Annotated in this window: 25 protein-coding genes and 1 pseudogene; 11 read left to right on the forward strand and 15 right to left on the reverse strand. The window is 72.3% G+C overall.

The annotated features are described in order from the left end of the window. Positions 1-54 precede the first annotated feature (54 nt). From SY2F82_RS33035 to SY2F82_RS33045, 3 genes are all read right to left on the reverse strand, one after another. Positions 55-756, reverse strand: coding sequence for an HdeD family acid-resistance protein (locus SY2F82_RS33035; RefSeq protein ID WP_200421849.1), 702 nt, complete (start codon positions 754-756; stop codon positions 55-57). Between the two features lie 197 nt (positions 757-953). Further along, positions 954-2,909, reverse strand: coding sequence for an APC family permease (locus tag SY2F82_RS33040; RefSeq protein WP_200422752.1), 1,956 nt, complete (start codon positions 2,907-2,909; stop codon positions 954-956). Between the two features lie 201 nt (positions 2,910-3,110). Then, complete coding sequence (locus SY2F82_RS33045; RefSeq protein ID WP_236041920.1) at positions 3,111-3,677, reverse strand: hypothetical protein; 567 nt, start codon at positions 3,675-3,677, stop codon at positions 3,111-3,113. A gap of 208 nt (positions 3,678-3,885) precedes the next feature. Between SY2F82_RS33045 and SY2F82_RS33050 the strand changes: the two genes are divergently transcribed. Together SY2F82_RS33050 and SY2F82_RS33055 are read left to right on the forward strand one after the other, a co-directional pair. Continuing rightward, entirely contained in the window at positions 3,886-4,290 is a 405-nt protein-coding gene (locus tag SY2F82_RS33050; protein WP_200422753.1) for a luciferase family protein, read from the forward strand. Positions 4,291-4,399: 109 nt separating this feature from the next. Next, positions 4,400-5,614: an MFS transporter gene (locus SY2F82_RS33055; RefSeq protein ID WP_236041921.1), complete on the forward strand. Its 1,215-nt coding sequence runs from the start codon at positions 4,400-4,402 to the stop codon at positions 5,612-5,614. An 18-nt stretch (positions 5,615-5,632) separates the two neighbouring features. On the opposite strand, the gene SY2F82_RS33060 is transcribed toward SY2F82_RS33055, so the two are convergent. After that, positions 5,633-6,115, reverse strand: coding sequence for an inorganic diphosphatase (locus tag SY2F82_RS33060; RefSeq protein WP_200422754.1), 483 nt, complete (start codon positions 6,113-6,115; stop codon positions 5,633-5,635). Positions 6,116-6,317: 202 nt separating this feature from the next. On the opposite strand from SY2F82_RS33060, the gene SY2F82_RS33065 reads away from it, so the two are divergent. Both SY2F82_RS33065 and SY2F82_RS33070 read left to right on the forward strand, forming a co-directional pair. Then, positions 6,318-6,839: a TIGR03668 family PPOX class F420-dependent oxidoreductase gene (locus tag SY2F82_RS33065; RefSeq protein ID WP_200422755.1), complete on the forward strand. Its 522-nt coding sequence runs from the start codon at positions 6,318-6,320 to the stop codon at positions 6,837-6,839. Next, positions 6,820-7,245, forward strand: coding sequence for a CBS domain-containing protein (locus SY2F82_RS33070; RefSeq protein WP_200422756.1), 426 nt, complete (start codon positions 6,820-6,822; stop codon positions 7,243-7,245). Before SY2F82_RS33065 ends, SY2F82_RS33070 begins: the two co-directional genes overlap by 20 nt. A 10-nt stretch (positions 7,246-7,255) precedes the next feature. On the opposite strand, the gene SY2F82_RS33075 is transcribed toward SY2F82_RS33070, so the two are convergent. Beyond that, a complete protein-coding gene (locus SY2F82_RS33075) occupies positions 7,256-7,543 on the reverse strand; it encodes a hypothetical protein (RefSeq protein WP_236041922.1) in 288 nt (95 codons plus the stop codon). Between the two features lie 150 nt (positions 7,544-7,693). On the opposite strand from SY2F82_RS33075, the gene SY2F82_RS33080 reads away from it, so the two are divergent. After that, on the forward strand, positions 7,694-8,512 hold the full coding sequence (locus SY2F82_RS33080; RefSeq protein WP_200422758.1) for an SAM-dependent methyltransferase: 819 nt from the start codon (positions 7,694-7,696) through the stop codon (positions 8,510-8,512). A 10-nt stretch (positions 8,513-8,522) separates the two neighbouring features. Here the strand turns inward: SY2F82_RS33080 and SY2F82_RS33085 are convergent, their stop codons facing one another. Then, positions 8,523-9,722: a hypothetical protein gene (locus SY2F82_RS33085; RefSeq protein ID WP_236041923.1), complete on the reverse strand. Its 1,200-nt coding sequence runs from the start codon at positions 9,720-9,722 to the stop codon at positions 8,523-8,525. Positions 9,723-9,986: 264 nt separating this feature from the next. On the opposite strand from SY2F82_RS33085, the gene SY2F82_RS33090 reads away from it, so the two are divergent. Continuing rightward, a complete protein-coding gene (locus SY2F82_RS33090) occupies positions 9,987-10,682 on the forward strand; it encodes a PAS domain-containing protein (protein WP_200422759.1) in 696 nt (231 codons plus the stop codon). Positions 10,683-10,717: 35 nt separating this feature from the next. Next, entirely contained in the window at positions 10,718-11,206 is a 489-nt protein-coding gene (locus SY2F82_RS33095) for a hypothetical protein (RefSeq protein WP_200422760.1), read from the forward strand. Between the two features lie 69 nt (positions 11,207-11,275). On the opposite strand, the gene SY2F82_RS33100 is transcribed toward SY2F82_RS33095, so the two are convergent. From SY2F82_RS33100 to egtA, 5 genes are all read right to left on the reverse strand, one after another. Then, positions 11,276-11,491, reverse strand: coding sequence for a dodecin (locus tag SY2F82_RS33100; protein WP_200422761.1), 216 nt, complete (start codon positions 11,489-11,491; stop codon positions 11,276-11,278). Between the two features lie 99 nt (positions 11,492-11,590). Continuing rightward, positions 11,591-12,562 carry an L-histidine N(alpha)-methyltransferase gene (gene egtD, locus SY2F82_RS33105; protein ID WP_200422762.1) on the reverse strand — a complete coding sequence of 324 codons (972 nt, stop codon included), beginning with the start codon at positions 12,560-12,562 and terminating at the stop codon, positions 11,591-11,593. Then, entirely contained in the window at positions 12,559-13,386 is an 828-nt protein-coding gene (egtC, locus tag SY2F82_RS33110; RefSeq protein WP_200422763.1) for an ergothioneine biosynthesis protein EgtC, read from the reverse strand. The genes egtD and egtC overlap by 4 nt, the downstream gene beginning before the upstream one ends. Beyond that, positions 13,386-14,702 carry an ergothioneine biosynthesis protein EgtB gene (gene egtB / locus SY2F82_RS33115; RefSeq protein WP_200422764.1) on the reverse strand — a complete coding sequence of 439 codons (1,317 nt, stop codon included), beginning with the start codon at positions 14,700-14,702 and terminating at the stop codon, positions 13,386-13,388. Before egtB ends, egtC begins: the two co-directional genes overlap by 1 nt. After that, on the reverse strand, positions 14,699-16,015 hold the full coding sequence (gene egtA, locus SY2F82_RS33120) for an ergothioneine biosynthesis glutamate--cysteine ligase EgtA (RefSeq protein WP_200422765.1): 1,317 nt from the start codon (positions 16,013-16,015) through the stop codon (positions 14,699-14,701). Before egtA ends, egtB begins: the two co-directional genes overlap by 4 nt. Before the next feature lie 442 nt (positions 16,016-16,457). Between egtA and SY2F82_RS33125 the strand changes: the two genes are divergently transcribed. Further along, complete coding sequence (locus SY2F82_RS33125) at positions 16,458-16,745, forward strand: PARG family protein (protein WP_236041924.1); 288 nt, start codon at positions 16,458-16,460, stop codon at positions 16,743-16,745. Here the strand turns inward: SY2F82_RS33125 and SY2F82_RS33130 are convergent. Next, positions 16,730-17,176 (reverse strand): type II toxin-antitoxin system PemK/MazF family toxin, encoded by a 447-nt coding sequence (locus tag SY2F82_RS33130; RefSeq protein WP_200422767.1) that lies wholly within the window; start codon positions 17,174-17,176, stop codon positions 16,730-16,732. The two genes, SY2F82_RS33125 and SY2F82_RS33130, sit on opposite strands and share 16 nt — an antisense overlap. Positions 17,177-17,257: 81 nt before the next feature. Continuing rightward, positions 17,258-17,452, reverse strand: a complete 195-nt coding sequence (locus tag SY2F82_RS33135) for an antitoxin (protein ID WP_200422768.1) — start codon at positions 17,450-17,452, stop codon at positions 17,258-17,260. Positions 17,453-17,546: 94 nt separating this feature from the next. Here SY2F82_RS33135 and SY2F82_RS33140 point away from each other — a divergent pair, with 94 nt between their 5' ends. Further along, positions 17,547-18,227: an alpha/beta fold hydrolase gene (locus SY2F82_RS33140; protein WP_200422769.1), complete on the forward strand. Its 681-nt coding sequence runs from the start codon at positions 17,547-17,549 to the stop codon at positions 18,225-18,227. Positions 18,228-18,239: 12 nt separating this feature from the next. Here the strand turns inward: SY2F82_RS33140 and SY2F82_RS33145 are convergent. Beyond that, positions 18,240-18,584 (reverse strand): annotated as a pseudogene (locus SY2F82_RS33145) (LysR family transcriptional regulator); the annotation flags it as partial. Positions 18,585-18,598: 14 nt separating this feature from the next. On the opposite strand from SY2F82_RS33145, the gene SY2F82_RS33150 reads away from it, so the two are divergent. Next, positions 18,599-18,736: a hypothetical protein gene (locus SY2F82_RS33150; protein WP_200422770.1), complete on the forward strand. Its 138-nt coding sequence runs from the start codon at positions 18,599-18,601 to the stop codon at positions 18,734-18,736. 80 nt (positions 18,737-18,816) lie between these two features. Then, positions 18,817-19,422 carry a GPP34 family phosphoprotein gene (locus SY2F82_RS33155; protein WP_200422771.1) on the forward strand — a complete coding sequence of 202 codons (606 nt, stop codon included), beginning with the start codon at positions 18,817-18,819 and terminating at the stop codon, positions 19,420-19,422. Between the two features lie 27 nt (positions 19,423-19,449). On the opposite strand, the gene SY2F82_RS33160 is transcribed toward SY2F82_RS33155, so the two are convergent. Beyond that, positions 19,450-20,145 (reverse strand): SDR family oxidoreductase, encoded by a 696-nt coding sequence (locus SY2F82_RS33160; RefSeq protein ID WP_200422772.1) that lies wholly within the window; start codon positions 20,143-20,145, stop codon positions 19,450-19,452. Positions 20,146-20,196: the final 51 nt, after the last annotated feature.

The following is a 20,196-nucleotide window of genomic DNA, read 5'->3' on the forward strand; positions in this document are numbered from 1 at the left end:
CACACCGAACGCGACCGACTCGCGATGAAAGCCACTGGTCACCGGCCCCGCCGATCAGTGCTGGGGGTGCGGGCGGGCGTGGAAGAGGGGGCGCCGCTGGGTGGTTGTGCCCGCAGCGAGTTGGCCGATCTCGATGCGCGTCCTGATCGCGCGGACCACCTCGGTCAGGCCCAGGACTATGGCCATGACGCCCACGACCAGGGTGAGTGTTGCGATCGAGGCGAACGGCATGATGATCATCACGATGCCGGCCAGAGCGCCGATGATGCCGAAGGCCACGTGCCAGCCGCGCGCCGGCATGTCCTGGACGGATGCCGCCGCGGCCGTCTCCGTGGTGCCGCGCAGCAGCCAGCTGAAGCCGATCCACAGGGCGAGCAGCAGCAGCGACTCCAGGGGGCCCCGGAAGGAGATCAACCCCAGCAGGATGGAGGCCGCACCGGTGATGAAGTGCAGTACACGAAGGTGCCGGGCGACGTGGGTGCCGAAGGCGGCGGCGAGCTGGAAGACGCCGGTGACCAGCAGATAGATGCCGAAGAGCACGCCGGCGACGCGCAGCGTCGCGCCCGGCCAGACCAGGGCGACGACGCCCAGGGCGATGCTGGCGAGGCCCATGGTGAGCAGGATCTGCCAGCCCATGTTCGCCAGGGCAGCCATGCCCTCGGCCAGGGGAGTCTCTTGTGTTCGCGGTGTCTGTTGCGTTCGCGGTTCTGTGCCGCGTGCGGGAACGGGGCCCGGGGAATCGGAAGGAGATGTCATGACACCTGCCTCCTTCTGGGAGCGGCGTGGTCACGTCAGTACACGTCCATCGTCACCCGATCGGCCTCATGCCGCTCGGTGGGACGGAGGATGCGGCGGTGGTCCGTGGCGCACGGCCACTCCTCGAACGCGAGAACGGTCCGCCGCCTCAGGCGCGCCCCCTGAAGGCCCCGGCCCTCGGACCGACGGGCCCCCGCTCAGCCGACGTGGACCCGCGGTCGCCGCTTGCGGTCCGGCTCTGCCTCCCGGAGCACCTCCCGGGTGACCGGGGCCACCTCCCCCTGACCGAAGAGGAAGAAGCGCAGGAAGTTGGCGAACGGGCCGCCCTCGGTCCACTCGAAGTAGATGTGCGGGATGCAGCCGGTCGTGTCACGGACGTGCAGCAGCAGCGCCGCCAGAGCGTTGGGGATCGAGGACGACTCCAGCGTCAGGACGCGGTAGCGGCCGTGCAGCACCTCTCCCCGCACGACCAGCCCCGCCTCGAACTCCGAGGGGTCGCCGACGGTCACCTCCACGAAGACGAAGTCCTCCTGGGCCGTGACGTCGTTGTCCGCCCGGATCTGCTCGATCTTTTCGCGGTACTCCGCCAGGTCGCGCCGGTCCGGCTCATTGGCGACGAAGCGGATGCGTCGGCTGGCGGTATCCCTGACGAAACGTTCCGCCATGTCGTCGAGCGTCACGCTGGTCACACGGAGCTCGAAGGCACGGGCCAGCCGCGACAGCAGCGAAACGAGGATGATCCCGGCGATGAAGCAGGCGCCGATCTTCACACCGTCCGGCCGCTCGATGACGTTGACGACGGTGACGTACAACAGGACCGCCGAGACGACCGCGAAGCCGATGGTCCAGCCCCGTTGACGGGCCTTGCGCGCGGCGATGGTCACCGCGATCGCCGCGGACGACATCAGCACCAGGACGCCGGTGGCGTAGGCGCCGCCCTGGGCGTCGACGTTGGCGTCGAAGATCCAGGTGACCAGGAAGGCGATCAGGGTGAAGACGATGACCATGGGGCGCACCGCGCGGGCCCAGTGCGGGGCCATGCCGTAGCGGGGCAGGTAGCGGGGCATCAGGTTGAGCAGCCCGGCCATGGCGGAGGCGCCCGCGAACCACAGGATCGCGATCGTCGAGATGTCGTAGAGGGTGCCGAATCCGCCGCCCAGATACTCGTGGGCGAGGTACGCCAGCGCACGGCCGTTCGCCTGGCCGCCCGGCTCGAACTCCTTCGCCGGGATCAGCACGGTGGTGATGAAGCTGGTGGCGATCAGGAAGACGCTCATGATCAGCGCGGCGGCCGTGAGCAGCTTCTTGGTGTCCCGGATCCGGCCTGCGGGCCTGTCCTCGGTGTCGCCGGGGTCGCCCTGGACGTGGGGCATGACGGCGACACCGGTCTCGAAGCCGGACAGGCCGAGCGCCAGCTTCGGGAAGACGATCAGTGACACGCCGACCATGGCGAGCACGTTGCCGTGCTGGGCGGTCAGGGCGTTGCTCCAGTCGGTCACCACATGTCCGGCGGTGACCACGTGCCACAGGCCGACGGCCACCACGACGGCGTTCAGGCCCAGATAGGTCACCACCAGGGCGACCGCGACACCGATCGCCTCCAGGAAGCCCTTGAGGAAGACGGCGCCCAGCAGTGCCACGAGGAAGAGGGTGATCACCATCTCCTTCCCGTGCAGCAGACCCGTCAGATGCGGGTTCTCCACCAGATGGGTGGAGGCGTCGGCGGCGGAGAGGGTGATGGTGATCAGGAAGTCGGTGGCGGCGAAGCCGAGCAGGGTGAGGACGAAGAGCTTGCCCTGCCAGAAGGAGAGCAGGCGCTCCAGCATGGCGATGGAGCCTTCTCCGTGCGGGCTCTCCTCGGCGACGCGGCGGTAGACGGGCAGGGCGCCGGCCAGGGTGACGGCGACGAGGACGACGGTGGCGACGGGGGAGAGCAGGCCGGCGGCGAGGGCGGCGATACCGGGCTGGTAGCCGAGGGTGGAGAAGTAGTCGACGCCGGTCAGGCACATCACACGCCACCAGCGCTGGCCCTTGTGCGGGGACTCGGGCTGGGCATGCGGGCCCTGCGCGGCGCCCTTGCCCATGTCGGACAGCCCCTGCAGCATCCACGCCCGCAATCGACTCTCAGGGGGGTGTTCGGTGGTCGCGGCCATGGACATGCTCTCCTGTTGTGCGGCTTGCGCCTCTTGTGCGGCTTGGTGCGGGAATCGGCCCTCACACGGACGGCCGCACCAGCGTAAGCAGAGAGTGACGCGAGGGCCCACGGATGACGGGCCTCGAGGCGTCAAGCTTCCGTTAAGAACGGCCGGCAGACGGGCGACCGCCCGGAGGGACGCCCCGGGGTCACATGTCGGCTACTCCAGACCGGACACCCTGAACACGGCCAGGGCGGTCTCGCGGTCGATCCTCTCCTCGAGGTCGTGCAGCGCGGTCGTGTCGGACAGCAGCAGGCCGTGGGCCGCCGAGCGGCACACGTCGTCGTGCAGGCGGTACCACAGCGCGGGGTTCTCCTCCAGCACCCGGGGGTCGATCTCGACCTGGCCGCCGCAGGCGTCCCGGAACACCAGCCGTCTGGAGACGCCCTCCACGCAGTGGACCGACACCAGCAGGTCGGTGCGGACCCGCCGGATGCGCAGCAGACCGCGGGAGGCCAGCCAGCCCTCGCCCGCGAAGACCCGCCGCGGGCACAGCACCAGGAAGAGGAGCAGGGACAACGCGCACCACAGGACGGCGCGCCACACGTCCGCGGCACCGGAGGCCCAGTCGATCAGCAGCAGCATGACGAGCAGCGCGACCGCGCAGCGGACCGAGCTGTGCAGCTCCCGCGCCCAGCGGTGGTCGTACACGACCTCACCGGGCTGCGGGACATACCCGCCGGTGACCTCGTGCGGCTCGCGTCGCGCCTCGTCGCGGCCTTCCATACGGCAGACGCTAGACACTCCCGGAGCCGAACGGACCGCCCTTGATACGACCCTGACGGCCGCTCGGGCTTTTTTGACGCCGTCCTCACGCGGTCTCGCATGTCGGGGGCGACCCCGGACACCCCCGTTCCGAAGCCCCAACCTCACGGCCCGGTTACGGAACCCTCAACCTCTGGTGGCGGTGGAGTGAGGAGACGACGATGGGCGCATGACTTTGGCCCAGCGCGCTCTGGAGCGGCTCGACGCCTGGCCCGACCTCACGGTGCAGCCGGCCAGTTGCGGCACGGGGCGGGCGCTCACCACCCCGCACAGCGAGATCGTCCACTTCCACGGCGACCGCGAGGCGGACGTGCACCTGACCACCGGGGCCATCCGCCGTTTCTCCGGCGACCTCGCGGAGTCGACCGCCATCCGCATCCTGCCCGGCTCACGCTGGGTCACGGTGCGTCTGCACTGCGGCACCGACGTCGACCTGTTGCTGAGTCTGGTGAGCGTGGCGCTGCACGTCCACCAGGCCTCTCAGCCACCGGCGCCCCATGCGTCCGCCGCCTGCAACCTCCACCGCGTCATGCTGCTGCCCCGCGACCTCGACCCGAGCGGGTTCAGCCACTGACGCCCAGCCGGGCGATGCCGACACACGTGTAGTCGATAATGCAGTCGACGTGCTCGTCACAGACACCGCGCCGGCTCGGCGGTGTCCGGATCCGGGAGGCGCAGTGGGTGTGACATCGGCGCGACAGGCGCCGGCGCGGGCCCGGATGGGGCCGTGGCGGTTCGTGGTGTGGTTCGGCACGGTCAGCCTGCTCGCGGACTTCGTGTACGAGGGCGCCCGCTCCGTCACCGGTCCGCTGCTGGCGTCGCTCGGCGCCTCCTCTCTCGTCGTCGGCGTGGTCACCGGCGCGGGTGAAGCCGCCGCGCTGGGGCTGCGGCTGGTCTCCGGACCGCTCGCCGACCGCACGCGCCGGTTCTGGGGCCTCGCGGTGGCCGGGTACGCGCTCACAGTGGTCTCGGTACCCCTGCTCGGCGTGGTCGGGACGCTCTGGGTGGCCTGCGCGCTGGTGATCGCCGAGCGGGTCGGCAAAGCGGTGCGGTCCCCGGCGAAGGACACCCTGCTGTCGCACGCCACGGCGGTCACGGGACGCGGCCGCGGCTTCGCCGTCCATGAGGCGATGGACCAGGTGGGAGCCCTGGTCGGACCGCTGACCGTCGCCGGGGTCCTCGCACTGACGGGCGGCGACTACGGGCCGGCACTGGGCGTGCTGGCTCTGCCCGGCGCGGCGGTGCTCGGGCTGCTGGTGTGGCTGCGGTCCCGGGTGCCCGACCCGGAGGCGTACGAGCGCGAGATCACTCCGCCCTCGACCGCACCCGGGGCCCCCGACGGCCGCCTGCCCACCGCGTTCTGGACCTACGCGGCCTTCACCGCGGCCACCACCGCCGGCTTCACCACCTTCGGTCTTCTCTCCTACCACCTCGTCGAACGGCACCTGGCGCACACGGCATGGGTGCCGGTGCTGTACGCGGCCGCCATGGCCGTCGACGCGGTCGCCGCGCTGGCCACCGGGTGGGCCTACGACCGGTACGGGCCCCGCGTGCTCGCGGTGCTGCCGCTGCTGTCGGCGGCCGTCCCGGTGCTCGGGTTCACCCGCACGGTGACGGTCGCCGTGGCCGGATCGCTGGTGTGGGGCGCCGCCATGGGCGTGCAGGAGTCCACACTGCGGGCGACGGTCGCCGACCTCGTGCCCTCCGGGCGGCGGGCGACCGCGTACGGGATCTTCGCCGGCGTGGTCGGCGCGGCGAGCCTGGTGGGCGGCGCGCTGACCGGAGCCCTGTACGGGTCCTCGATCCCGGCCCTGATCACGGTCGTCGCCGTGGTCCAGGCCCTCGCCCTGATCCTGCTCGCCGTCACCCGGCCCGGCCGCGCGCGGGCCCGGCGCTGAGAGCTCCGCACGGCGGCGTCAGCCCTCCGAGGCGCGCCGGCGGGAGGCCTCGATCTCCGCGTACGCCTGCTCCCGCCCCTCCCAGTGGGAGCCCTCGACCGACTTGCCGGGCTCCAGGTCCTTGTACACCTCGAAGAAGTGGGTGATCTCCAGCCGGTCGAAGGCGGGGACGTCACCGATGTCCTGTACCCCCGCGTAGCGCGGATCGTGCGCCGGGACGCACAGGATCTTGTCGTCGGGGCCCTTCTCGTCCTTCATGACGAACATGCCGACGGCGCGGCACTCGATCGCGCAGCCGGGGAACGTGGGTTCGCCGACGATGACGAGGGCGTCGAGCGGGTCGCCGTCCCGGCCGAGCGTGTGGTCGATGTAGCCGTAGTCGGCCGGGTACCGGGTCGAGGTGAACAGCATCCGGTCCAGACGGATGCGGTGCTGTGCGTGGTCCATCTCGTACTTGTTGCGCGATCCCTGGGGGATCTCCACGATCACGTCGAATTCCACGACGGCCTCCTTGCCTGGTCGGTCGGCAGGCCGGGGCGCGGGCCGGGCTTCCAGTGTGCCCCGGCCTCCCGCACGGCGGCATCCGAGGGCCGACCGTGTGAGAGCGCCGGACGCCGGGTACCCGCCAGCGCCGGAAGGAGTACCCGCCGACGTGCCGGAGCTGTCCCGCGGCGGTGTCACGCGACTGTGAGGAGGAGCGGGAGTGCCGCGCATCGAGGAGGACGAGGCACGGCGACGGTTCACCGACGCCCGCGTGGCGCGGCTGGCGACGGTGGACCCCGAGGGGCGCCCCCACCTCGTACCGGTCGTGTTCGCCGTGCGCGGCGACGGCGGGATCGTCATGGCCGTCGACCGCAAGCCCAAGAGCTCCCGGCAGCTGAAGCGGCTGCACAACATCGCCGTCCACCCGGCAGTGAGCATGCTGGTGGACGCGTACGGCGAGGACTGGGAGCGGCTGTGGTGGGTACGGGCGGACGGAGGCGCCCGGGCCGTGCCGCCGGAGGCGTCCGAGGACGACGACCGCCGCGAGTACGACGCCGCGCTCGCCCTGCTGGGGCGGAAGTACCCCCAGTACCGGGACAGCCCGCCGGACGGACCGGTGGTCGTGGTCACCGTCCACCGCTGGAGCGGCTGGCGCGCCGGTCCCGAGTCCGGGGCGGCCGACAGGGAGCCGCACTCCGACACGACGAACCAGGAGGTTTCTCATGACCAGGCAGGTACGTGACGTGATGTCCCGTGGCACGGTCGCCGTCGAGCCGATGACCTCCGTGGCGCGGGCGGCTCGCCTGATGCGCGACGAGAACGTCGGCGACGTGCTGGTGACGTACGACAGCGACCTGTTCGGGGTGCTCACCGACCGCGACATCGTGGTCCGCCTGATCGCCGAGAACGGCGACCCGGACGCCACGACCGCGGGCTCGGTGTGCAGCCGTCCCCCCGTGGTGACGCTCGCGCCCGACGACACCACCGACCACGCGGTCGCCCTGATGCGCCGACACGCGGTGCGCAGGCTGCCCGTCGTCGAGAAGAGCGGCTGCCCGGTCGGCATCGTCAGCCTGGGCGACCTCGCCGCGGCCGAGGACCCGCGTTCGGCTCTGGCGGACGTCAGCAGCGCCCCGCCCAACCGTTGAGGGTCTCTCGTCAGTGCCGGGGTTCGGGTCCCCCCACATCGTCGACCACGGTGGTCCGGCGGGCCCTGCGCGCGCCCCGTGTCCGGTGCGTCGCCGCGCTCACCGTCGTGGCCAGGCCCAGCGCGAAGATCAGGGCCAGGGCGAGACCGGCGCAGAAGATGGCGAGGGTGTTCATGGTGGCGATGCTCTGACCGAACATCGACACGGTGTAGTGCGGGCCGCCGCCCAGATTGTCGGCGATCACCAGCCCGGTGAAGGCGGCGGTGGCCGCGAGGAGGAGCATTCCGAGGAAGCGCATCCGAGTCATCTCCCCAAAAAGTCGTGACACCCCTGCGGGTACCCGCCCCGGCAAGGGCCAGACAGCGGTGAAACCGCCCCCCGAGGCACCGCCGCGACGGCACAATGGCCGCCGGCGGCGCGTCACCGCCGAGGCCGAGGGGAGAGGGACGTGAGCGAGCACCAGCGCCAGTCGGGCGGACCGACCCGGGTGGACACCCAGGTGGCCCACAACGCCCGGGTGTGGAACTACTGGATCGGCGGCCGGGACAACCACGAGATCGACCAGAAGGTCGGCGACCAGGTCGCGTCGATGTTCCCGGTGATCCGCGAAGTGGCCCGCGCGGACCGCGCCTTCCTCGGGCGGGCGGTCCGGTTCCTGGCCGACGAGCGCGGGGTGCGGCAGTTCCTGGACGTCGGCACCGGGCTGCCGACGCTGGACAACACCCACGAGATCGCCCAGCGCATCGCGCCCGAGTCCCGGATCGTGTACGTCGACAACGACCCCGTCGTGCTGGTCCACGCCCGCACCCTGCTGACCAGCACTCCCGAGGGAGCCACCGACTACGTCGACGCCGACGTGCACGACCCGGACTCCGTCGTCCGCCGCGCGGCGGCCACCCTCCACCTCACCCGCCCCGTCGCCGTCATGATGCTCGGCATCCTCAACTTCGTCCTCGACACCGACCGGGCACGGGGCATCGTCCGCACCCTCATGTCCGCGGTGCCGTCCGGCAGTTACCTCGTTGTGACCCACCCCACCACGGACGCCGACCTCGGCGGGCAGGGCAACGTCGAGGCGATGCGGTTCTGGAACGACAACGCGACCCCGCCCATCACCGCCCGCACCCGCGCGGAGGTCACGTCCTTCTTCGACGGACTGGACATCCTCGCCCCCGGCCTCGTCTCGTGCGCCCACTGGCGGCCCGACGCGGTCTCCGATTCCGCGGTCACCGTCCCGCAGTTCGGGGCGGTCGCCGTCAAGCCGTGAAGTGCCCCGCTCACAACGGGGTGTGGCTGAGCGTCATGAGGTACGTCCCGTAGGTCAGGGAGAGCAGGGTCAGCGCGATGCCGAGCAGACCGGCCTGTTTCGGCCGCACCCGCCAGGTCCGCACGAGCCCCCGCGCGAGCGGGATCAGCAACGGGAACGCGGGCAGCAGGAAACGCGGCTTCGACGCGTAGGGACCGGAACCGCCGACCGTGATCAGGAGCAGCATCCCGGCGTAGACGATCAGGGCCAGCGGCGCCCGGTCGACGCACAGCAGGCAGAACAGCAGGACGGCCGCCGCGACGATCACCAGGGCCAGGGGGTAGACGACCCTGCCGCCGTGCACCAGCAGTCCCTTGAGGAAGTGCAGCGAACCCGCACCGAAGTCGAAGCGGGAGTCCCAGGCGCGCTGCACCGTGAAGTAGCCGCCGAACAGATCACCCATATGGGCGCCCACCCACAGCACGAAACTCACCCAGCCGAGGGGGGCGACGGCGGCCCCGAACCACAGTCCGAGCGGGACCCGGCCGCGCCGCCTGACGATCTCGTGCACGGCGACGACGACCACCGCGGCAGCCACGGAGAATCCCGTGGGCCGGGACAGGCCCGCCAGGGCCGCCAGCACACCGGCCCACAGCCAGCGACCCGTCAGCACCGCGTACAGCGCCCAGACGGCGAGCGCGGTCAGCAGGGACTCGGTGTAGGCGAGGCTGAGGACGACGGACTGCGGCATCGCGGCCCACACTCCGACGAGGACGGTGGCGACCGCGCGTCCGTACAGGCGGTGGCCGATCACGTAGATGCCGTACGCGGCCACCCCGGCTGCGCTCCAGGCGACCAGCAGGGCCGCGGTGCCCGGAGTGATCGGCAGGACGGTGTACACGGCGCGGATGAGTCCCGGGTACAGGGGGAAGAACGCCCAGTCCCGCTGGACGGCACCGTTGCGAAGGATGTGGACGTAGGTGCCGTAGCCGTGCTGAGCGATGTGCAGGTACCAGCGGGAATCCCACGAGTGGGCCAGACCCTTGAGCATCGGGTGGCCGGTGAGGTGGTTCGCCACGGCGATCGCGACGATACCGGCCATGCGGATGGAGGCGAACAGCGCGAGGGCCGACGCGGCGCCGGGCAGAAGTCGTTTGTCGAAGGGAAGGTGGATGCGACGGGCACCGCCCCCGGTGCGCAGAGGGGCGGGGACGGGCGAGAGTGCGCTCACCCTCTGACCCTGCGATACCGGCGCACGGTCCGCAACGTGAGGTTTGGCCATGGTTGGGTCATATACCACTGCTGTACGAGAATCTGGCGTGATGGAGTACTGAGGCAGGTGAGTTACGCACGCCTGAAAGGACGAAGTTCCGTGGTGGGGAGGTTGCCTGGCCGCCGGATGTTCTCACTCTTTCGCGTGACGAGTGGCACCGGCGCGGTCCCTGCCACTTGACTGGGAGTGAACGCTTCTTTCCGCGACGGAAGGAGGACCCGCATGGATTTCCGCCCCCAGCGGATACCCCTGCCGCCCACCAGATCCCCGGCGCCGGACAGCCGCGCGGCGGTCTTCTGGCGCAACCGCGCGCTGGGCCTGTTCGACCGGCTCCCGCTGCCCACGGCCTACTGCACGACCGACGGCACCATCCTGCGGGTCAACGCGGCCATGGCGGGGGAGTGGGGCACACTCGCCGGCCCCCTGCGCGGACGCAGCATCCTCGATCTGTTCCACCCGGAGACCAGGGACGAGTTGCGCGCCGTCACCGAGGCGATCCGGCTGCACCGCAGGTCCCGTTACACCGTCGCGGTCGGCTGGACCACCGCGGCCGGCGTCGAGCGCCGCGGCGAGATGACCGTCGACCTGGTCGGCGAGGCCTCCCACAACGCGCCGGACCTGCTGCTGATGCTCCCCGTCCGCGAGGACGTCCCCGCCCCGGTGCAAGACTGCGGCGTCCCGCCCGTCAAGGCGGACGAGATCGAGGCCCGGATCCTCGCGCTGGCGGCGGCCGGTTCCACGACCGGCCAGATCGCCTCCGCCGTGGGACTGACCGTGGACGGCGTCAACTACCACTTCAAGCAGCTCTCGCGCCGCTGGGGTGTGACCGGCAAGGCGGCCCTGGTGGCGCGCGCCTACGTCGAGGGCGTCCTCGCGCCGGGCGCATGGCCGCCGGCCCCCGCACGGCCGGACGGCTGACGGTGGCGACGCGGTGCTCTCCTTAGAGTGGGTGCGTGACCAACGACAGCAGGCCCGTCGCCGTCTTCGACCTGGACAACACCCTCGCCGACACCGCGCACCGGCAGCGCTTCCTGCGGACGGGACCGCGTGACTGGGACGCCTTCTTCGCCGCCGCGCCGCAGGATCCGCCGCTGGCCGAGGGGATCGCGCTCGCGCTGAGGACCGCCGAGGAGTGCGAGCTGGTCTATCTGACCGGGCGGCCTGCGCGCTGCCGGCGCGACACCCTCGACTGGCTGGCCGCCCACGGGCTGCCCGAGGGACGCCTTTACATGCGGTCGAACGGCGACCGCAGGCCCGCCCGCGTCACCAAGCTGGAACTGCTGCGCGAGCTGGCCCGCGGCCGGGAGGTCCGTGTTCTCGTCGATGACGACGAACTGGTCTGCCAGGACGCCGAACGAGCGGGTTTCACCGTCGTCCGTGCCCGGTGGGCGTCCCCGTCCGCCGACCTGAAGGACGCCCAGGAACGGGAGGGGCGGACCTGACGGGCCCCTCCCGGGCGGACGTGTGAGGCCCGCCCCGGCGGACGTCGGACGCCCGTCCCTCGCCCTCCGCTACTCGCCGTGCTCGAGCCGGAAGCCCACCTTCAGGCCGACCTGGTAGTGCTCGATCCGCCCGTCCTCGATCCGGCCCCTGACCTGGGTCACCTCGAACCAGTCCAGGTTGCGCAGGGTCTGCGAGGCGCGTTCGATACCGTTGCGGATGGCCTGGTCGATGCCCTCGGGCGAGCTGCCGACGATCTCGGTGACCCGGTAGATGTGATCGGTCATGCGGATGCTCCTCTCCTTGGCGGGTGTCCGCGGGTGTCCGCGGGTGTCCGCGGGTGTCCGCGGGTGTCCGCGGTGTCCGCGGGTGTGCCGCGCGCCGGCTCAGTCGGCCGGGCGCGCCGAGCTCAGGGACAGGGCGAACCTCCCTTCCCGGTCCGTCCACCAGTGCGTCAGGTCCAGTCCGGCGGCGGCCAGTTCCCGGCTCACACCGTCCTTGCGGAACTTCGCCGACACCTCCGTGCGCAGCTCCTCACCCTCGGCGAAGTCGACCGCCAGGCCCAGCGCCGGGACCTTCACGGTCTGCGCGGTGCGCGCCCGCAGCCGCATCTCGATCCACTCGTTGTCCGCGTCCCACAGCGCCACATGGTCGAAGGAGTCGGGGTCGAAGTCGGCGCCCAGCTCCCGGTTGACGACGGCCAGCACGTTCTTGTTGAACGCGGCCGTCACCCCGGCCGTGTCGTCGTACGCCGCCACCAGCACCGAGGGGTCCTTCACCAGGTCGGTGCCGAGCAGCAGCGTGTCCCCGGGTGCCATCAGGGCCCTCACGGCCTTGATGAACGTCGCCCGTTCCGCGGGCACCAGGTTGCCGATCGTGCCGCCGAGGAAGGCGACGAGCCGCGGCCCGGGCGTCTGAGGCAGCGTGAGGGCCGCCGTGAAGTCGGCGATGAGCGCGTGGACGTGCAGAGCGGGCCGCTCGGCGGCCAGGGCCTGTCCCGCCTGGGTGAGCGCGCTCTCGCTGACGTCGACGGGGACGTAGGTGTGCAGTCCGCTCATCGCGTCCAGCAGGTGCCGTGTCTTCTCGGACGAGCCGGAGCCCAGCTCGACCAGTGTGCGCGCGCCGGCCGCGGCCGCGATCTCCCCGGAGCGGGCGATGAGGATCTCCCGTTCGGCGCGTGTGGGGTAGTACTCCGGCAGCTCGGTGATCTCTTCGAACAGGTCGCTGCCGTGGGCGTCGTAGAACCACTTCGGGGGCAGCGTCTTGGGGCTGCCGGTGAGGCCGGTCAGGACGTCCGTGCGCAGCGCGGCGTCCGTGGCGTCCTCGGGCAGGGTGCGGGTGAGATGGAACGGGCTCACGTGCGGGGCTCCTCGGGTGATGGGGGTGCCCCCACTCGAACGGAGCCGAAAGTGGGGGAGGATGCCATGTCGTCGCGCGGGTCCTTGAGCGGGGTCAGCAGGACGTCGGTGGTGTCGGCCGTGAGCAGCGTGCGGTCGGGCACCTCCTGCCAGCGCGAGTCGTCGTCGTGGGGCTCGGAGGCGACGACGATGCTGCTGCCCGGCTCGGCGAGGTACCACAGGGTGTCGCCCCACGCGGTCGCCGCGATCGTCGAGCCGTTGGTGAGCAGCAGGTTGAGCCGGGAGTCGGGGGCCGCCGCGGCGATCTCGAGCACGGTGTCGGTCAGCGCCTGCCCCCCGTCGTCGCCGGCGCGCAGCCGGTTCAGCACGAGCGCCCAGACGAGGGCCGAGTCGGTGCGGGCCTCCAGCGACAGCAGTTCGGCCGGCGGCAGGGACCGGGCGAGGGCGGCGACGGAGCGCGGCCATCCGGGCACGGCCCCGTTGTGGCTGAACAGCCACCGGCCCGCCGCGAACGGCGCCGCCGCGGCCTCTCCCGCGGCGCACCCTTCGGTCGCGTCCCGTACGGCCGCAAGCAGCGCACCGGAGCGCACGACCCGCGCCAGATCGGTGAAGGACGGGTCGCTCCAGATGGGCTCCATCCGGCGGTACCGCGCGGGCACCGGATCACCCTCGGCGTACCAGCCGACGCCGAACCCGTCGGCGTTGACCGTCCCGTACCGCTGTCGCCGCGGCTCCCACGACTGCCGGTACAGGCTGTGCGACGGCTCCTTGAGGAGCCGGCCGAGCGGCTCCTCGGGGCCCAGGTAGGCGAGATGACGGCACATCACACGTCCCGGGCGGTGCGGAAGCCGGAGAAGATCTGGCGCCGGATCGGATAGTCCCAGTTCCGGAAGGTGCCCCGGCAGGCCACCGGGTCCACGGCGAACGAACCGCCGCGCAGCACCTTGTACTCCGGTCCGAAGAACACCTCCGAGTACTCCTTGTACGGGAACGCCGTGAACCCCGGGTAGGGCAGGAAGTCGCTCGACGTCCACTCCCACACGTCACCGATCAGCTGCCGTACGCCGAGCGGGGAGGCGCCCGCGGGGTAACTGCCGACCGGTGCGGGACGCAGGTGCCGCTGCCCGAGGTTGGCGTGCTCGGGGGTGGGGTCGGCCTCGCCCCACGGGTAGCGCCGGGACCGTCCCGTGGCAGGGTCGTGGCGGGCGGCCTTCTCCCACTCGATCTCGGTGGGCAGCCGGCGCCCCGTCCAGCGCGCGTACGCGTCCGCCTCGTACCAGCACACGTGCAGCACCGGCTCGTCGGGCGGTACGACCTCGGTGACGCCGAAGCGCCGCCGCAGCCACTGCCCGCCCTCGCGACGCCAGAACAGCGGGGCCTCGATGCCGTGCTTCCGGACATGGGCCCAGCCCTCAGGGCTCCACCAGCGCTCGTCGCCGTAGCCGCCGTCCTCGATGAAGGCCGCGTAGGCGCCGTTCGTCACCGGGACGGCGTCGATGTAGAACGGAGGCACCTGGCGCTGGTGCGCGGGCCGCTCGTTGTCCAGTGCCCACGGCTCGGTGGAGGTGCCCATGATGAACGGGCCGCCGGGCACGAACACCTCGGACGGGCCGTCGTACGGCGCCACCGGCTCCGGATCCGGGGCGGTGAGCGCCTGCGGGCCCTTGCGGAGCTGGTGTGTGATCAGCATCGTCTCGTCGTGCTGCTGCTCGTGCTGGGCGATCATGCCGAACGCGAAGCCCGCCTCGGTCAGGCGCCGGCCCGTCAGCGGCGTGCGCTCCAGCACGTCCAGGGCCCGCCCGCGCACCTCGGCGGCGTAGCGGCGGGCCTCGTCGGGCGGCAGCAGCGGCAGCGAGGGCCGCTCGGCGCGCGGGTGTTCGAAGGCGTCGTACAGCCCGTCGATCTCGGGCCGCATCGCCTCTCGGCCGGCGACCGCGCGCAGCAGCCACAGCTCTTCCTGGTTGCCTATGTGCGCCAGGTCCCACACCAGCGGTGACATCAGCGGGGAGTGCTGTGCCGTCAGGTCGGATTCGTCGACGCAGGTGGTCAGGAGCGCGGTGCGGTCGCGGGCCGTGGTGAGGGCGTCCAGCGCGCGCTCCCGGAGTATCTCGGGGTCGATCGGGGACCGTTCGTCGGTCATGTGCGGATGTCCTTCCCGTGGAACCGGGTGTCGTCCCCGCCGGAGGGGGTGTCCTTCCCGTGGAACCGGAGCAGCAGGTCGTCGGCGGGGCAGCGGCCCCGGGCCACATAGCGGTCGGTGAACTCGGCGACGGCACCCAGCACGTCGGCGGTGGCACCGAGCCTCGGCAGCGCCTCGGCGGCGGCCGCGAAGCAGGCGACGGCGGCCTCGTGCAGCTCGGGGTCGGCCAGGCCGTCGCGGGCCGCGGCGATCCACAGAGGGTTGCACGGCGGCGGCAGGGGGCCCGCCCGCTCCGCGAGCGGTTTGACCGACCGGTAGGCGGTCTCGGCGGCCTCGGGGTCGTCGAAGAGCGCGGCCGTCACGGCGAGCGGCACGATCCAGCCGTCGTCACCCGGCTGCGCGTCGATCATGCGCAGTTCCAGATGGCCGCGCGGTCTGACCGGAGGGAACAGCGTCGTCAGGTGGTAGTCCAGGTCCCCGCGGTCCGGCGGATCGGCGGACCGGGTCCAGGCCCGGAAACTCAGGCCCTGCGGCACCCGCCACGGACCGCTGCCGTCGCGGACGCACATCACCGGCGCGTCCAGCACACGCCGGGCCCAGGCGGCGCGCGGGTCGCCGTCGAGCGGGGGCGCGCTGGAGCGGCCCGGGTCCATGGCCGTCCACAGGAACTGCCGTGTCGAGCGCCAGCCCGTGGGCCGGCCCCCGGCCAGCGGGGAGTGCGCGAACGCGGCGACCAGGACCGCGCCCAGCTGGTGCGCCAGCCGCCAGCGCCGCCCGAAGCCCAGGGGCCCCGGCTCCTCGTGTCCGGCGTCCAGGCACACCTGCACGGAGGCGGAGGAGCACATCATGGACCGCCCCTCGGGTCCCGCACGGTCCAGGCAGCGCTCCATGGCGTCGTAGCGCGGCTCGCGGAGGTAGCGGCGGGGAGCGCGCCAGGGGTCGTGGCCGTGGCCGCTGAGGGCGAGGCCTGCCTCGCGCAGCACGGCGCGCACCGCGTCGAGGTCGGCGGAGACGGACCCGACGCACTCCATGAGGGAGGCGGCGGGAGCGGAGCTGAGCTCCAGCTGACCGCCGGGTTCGACCGTGAGGGCCGAACGCAGGGGCAGGGTCCGCAGCGCGGCATAGGCCGCGTCGAGACGTTCCGGTGGTACGGGGAGCCACGGCGTGCGCGGCTCGTGGACGAGCCATTCCACTTCGACACCGAGCGAGCGGGGTGGTCCGGTCTTGAAACAGATACCGCGGACCAGCGCCTCCACGTCGGCTTCGGTGACGGCGGAGCCGTGCTCCGTACAGTCACTCACCGAATCGGACATGTCGGGATCCTCCTGAGGTTCCACCATGTCGCCGATCAGGCCCCAGGAGGCCGGACCGGCATCGCTCGTCCCACCCAAGACGTTCCCATGGATTCGCACAAGGGTGCACAGTGGGGCTTTCCGGACTGCTTTCCGCTTGTTGCACGAGTCGCGAGAGGTTGTTTCCGGGACCGCGAAACTCTGTTGCGGCGTGAGACCAGCATCGCTCACCATGCGTTCATGAGCACGACGGGGGAGATCGGCGCCGCGCCGGGGGAGCGGTCGCACGGTGCGCTCACGGCGCCCACGGGGGTGGCGCCGTGAGCGCGCGCCTGTGCGGGACCGCGCGGCAGACGGGGGAGATCCGTGGCGGCGGGGCCCACCGCGCGCCCGACATACGGCGGCCAACGCCGCGGCGGTCGAGGCCGCCCGCACACGGACGTGGAGGTACGGCCCGGACGCGGTGGACGTACGGCCGACCGGCCAGGTCACCGGGGTCTTGGAGGTCACCGGCGAGAGCAGCCCGGAAGCCGCCCGGCGCCCTTTCGGCCGGTCGGGTGAACCGGCGGCCGTCCTGAACTTCGCCTCCGCCCTCCCCCAAGCTCTCAACCTCGTTCGAGCAGGGACCCCCCATCCCGGGCGGCGGCGCCCCGGCGCAGGCGGCCGGGGGGTTCCACCGGCTGCCGGCCGGGCGCCGGTGCGCGGGGTACGGAGGGCGCCGCCCGACCCCGGGGCTCAGTTCCAGCCGTAGCGTTCCCTCAGCCGGTGCACCACGAGGTTGAACCGCATCCGGTCCAGCGCGCACGCCTCGCGCCGCATGCCGGCCTCGTGCACCCGGAGGACCCGGTCCACGTCCACCCAGGACTCGCGCCCGGACCGGTCCCAGGGCCCGCTCCCGATCGGCACCCACTCCCGGTCGCCGTCGTGCCGCTTGCTGGAGAGCTGCACGGCCAGCAGCGTGCCCGCCGCCTCACGGGCGACCACGAGCACCGGGCGGTCCTTGCCGCGCCCGTCGTTCTCCTCGAACGGCACCCACGTCCAGACGATCTCGCCGGGGTCGGGGTCGCCGTCGTGCGCGGGGGAGTACTCGGTCCGTACCCGGCCCACCTCACGGGGGTCGGCCTCCGTGGTGGCGGAGGGGCCGTGGCGGCCGGGGACGTCTTCTTCGGTAAAGGCAGTCACGCGGCACACGGTAGAGCGTCACGGCGCACGCACGCCGAGCGGGTCGGCTGGTGACGCCGCGTCAACTCGCCATGGCGCCTGCTACGGCTGGGGCGGGTTGTCCTGCTCAGGCCGCGACCGCATCTGTTCCCTGAGCGCGTCCGGACCCTTGTCGACCGGACCGGGCTGCGCGCCGTGAGGCTGTTCGCCTGCGGGCTGCCCCGCCTTGTCGTGGCCCTCACCGGTGCGTTCGCCATGGCCCTTGAGCATCTGCCTCAGCTTGTCCATCACGGACATGACACCCTCCTTCGCGGGTCTGACCCTCCCTCCAGGATCAGGGCCGTTCGCCAGGGGTGCATCCGCTGGGGGACGTGCCGCGTACCCTCCAGGAATGACTGACCACTGCTCGGTCGACGCCGGAGGCGTCCGGCTGGCCTGCCGGATCTCGGGACCGCCCGATGCCCCGCCACTCGTCCTGTTGCACGCCCTTGGTGAAGACGGCTCCAGCTGGGACGCGGTGGCGCCGCACCTCGCCCGCAACCGGCGCGTGCACGCGCTGGATCTGCGCGGCCACGGCCGAAGCGACTGGCCGGGTGTGTACTCACTCGAGCTGATGCGAGCCGATGTACTCGGCTTCCTGGACGCGCTCGGCCTCGGCACGGTGGAGCTGATCGGGCACTCCCTGGGCGGCGTGGTGGCCTACCTGCTCGCCCAGGACCGCCCGGGGCGGGTGAGCCGGCTCGTCCTGGAGGACGTACCGGTGCCGCGCCCGCGACGCCCGACCGCCCCGGCCCGGCCGGACGGCGACCTGACCTTCGACTGGGAGGTGGTGACGGCGGTCAGACCGCAGCTCGACACGCCGGATCCGCGCTGGCTGGAGCGGCTCGGCCGGATCACCGCCGAGACCCTCGTGCTCGCCGGCGGTCCCGGCAGCCACATCCCCCAGGACGGCATCGCGGAACTGGCGCGCCGGGTCCCGCGCGGGCGGGTGGTCACCATCCCGGTCGGGCATCTCATCCATGAGGCCGCCCCGGACGCTTTCACGGACGCCGTCTCGGCCTTCCTGCTGTGAGCCGTCCCCGGGTCAGCGCTTGTACGGGTCGCCGTCGGGCAGCCAGGCGTCGGGCAGCCAGGCGTCGGGCGCGTGGATGCCGAGGTCGTCGGCCCCCTCGGCCAGGGCGTCGGCGACGGCGCGTACCGCGGCGCGCTCCTCGCTCTCACGCCAGACCACGGACCACGTCCAGTAGACCTTCGGCGCGATCAGGGGCCGCCGCACCAGGTCGGGGGGCAGGGGAGTGGTCTGGCCCTTGGGGGAGTTGACCACCGGACGGCGGCTGCGGCGGACGTGGTCGAAGAAGGCGGGGCCGGTGATGCCGCCGTCGGAGATGCGCACCGCGCGGGCCCCGGTGTCCTCGGACAGGTGCCGGGCTCCTGGCCGCCGTCGTGGTCCTCGCCGCCGCGCTCGCCGCGGGCGTCCTGCGCATCGGCTTCCCGCACCACCGGGCGGTCGTACGGGGCGGCGCCCCGGGAGACAGGGCCGCCACGGCGGACGCCGTACCGGCTTCGACGGACCGTCACTGACGCAGCCGCGTTACTGTCGGGCTGTCGGGACGGCCGCTCAACGACGTACCGCCACCGGAGCCACTGACGGGGAGCCGCACATGACCACTGCACGGGACCTGCTGATCGTCGCCCTGGGCGCGGCGCCCGGCCGTTCCGCCGAACCGGGCGATCTCTCGCTCGCGCTCGCGGGAGCGGAGTTGCTCGACCTCCGGGACGCCCGGGCGCTCACGCTGGACGGAGACCTCGTCGTACCGGGCGACCCCCCGGTGACCGACGACCGCCTGGTGCGGGAGGCCGCGGCGTCACTCGTCCGGCAGACGCCCCATGAAACCGTCGAGGACTGGCTCTGGCGTCGGGGGCGTGGTCTGTCCTCGGCGTATCTGGCCGCTTTCGAGGACGAGGGACTGCTCAAGCGGCAGCACCGCCGCCTGCTGCCGTCCTGGACCGGTGAGGCGGTGCTGACCGACTCCGCCGCCCGGCAGCGGGCGGCGGACCGATGGGCCGGGGACGAGCCCGTGCTCGCCGCTCTCGCCACGGCCATCGGGATCCGTGAGACACCCGCCGGAGAGCTGCCGGAGGAGACCGACGAGGCGGTGACGACGGTGCTCGCCGCCGTCGACGACGCGGTGACGGAGCTGACGGCCGTACGGCAACGACGAGCCATCGAAAAGGCGGCCTTCGACAACATCTGGAGGGGGAACTGACGCGGACGCGGGCCGCCCGCCGGTCCGTTACGCGGTCCCGTCGTCGAGCGGCTGGGACAGGGCCGCCTTGACCTGCCTCGTCCGCTCGTCGGCGAGGACCTCGACCCGGTTGTCGGCCAGTGCCCGCATGGTCTGCTCCGCGACGTCCCCGGCGCTGATCTTCGGCGCGTCCGTCCAGTTGGCCAGGTCCGTGTCCACGAAGCCCGCGTGCACCCCGACCACCAGGGTGCCCTGGTCGCGCAGCCCCTCGCGCAGTGCGCTGGTCAGCGACCACTGCGCCGCCTTGGAGGCCGCATAGCCGGGCCAGCCGGGCCGGCTCGCCCAGGACGCCACCGACAGCATGTTCACCAGGGCGCCGCCCCCGTTCCGTGCCAGGACGGGCGCGAAGGCGCGGGCGACGGCCCAGGTGCCGAAGAAGTTCACCTCCATCGCCTCACGGGCGCCGTCCAGGGAGCCGTCGAAGAGCTTGGTGCCCCAGCCGCCCACCCCGGCGTTGTTGATCACAATGCTGACGTCACCCGCCGCGGTGGCGGCCGCGGCGACCTCTTCATGACGGGTGACATCCAGACGCAGCGGCGTGACGTCCGGGTCCGTCACGCTCTCCGGGTCGCGCGCCGCCGCGTAGACCTTGACGGCACCGTGGTCGAGCAACGCGCGGGCGAACGCCCTGCCGATGCCGCGGTTCGCACCCGTGACCAGGGCCACCGATCCGGCGATGTCCATGACTCCTCCTCATGCCGTGGGACGGGACTCGTTCGTCCGCCGACGCGCGCC

The organism is Streptomyces sp. Y2F8-2 (genome assembly GCF_014905555.1).
Classification (GTDB): Bacteria; Actinomycetota; Actinomycetes; order Streptomycetales; family Streptomycetaceae; genus Streptomyces; species Streptomyces cynarae.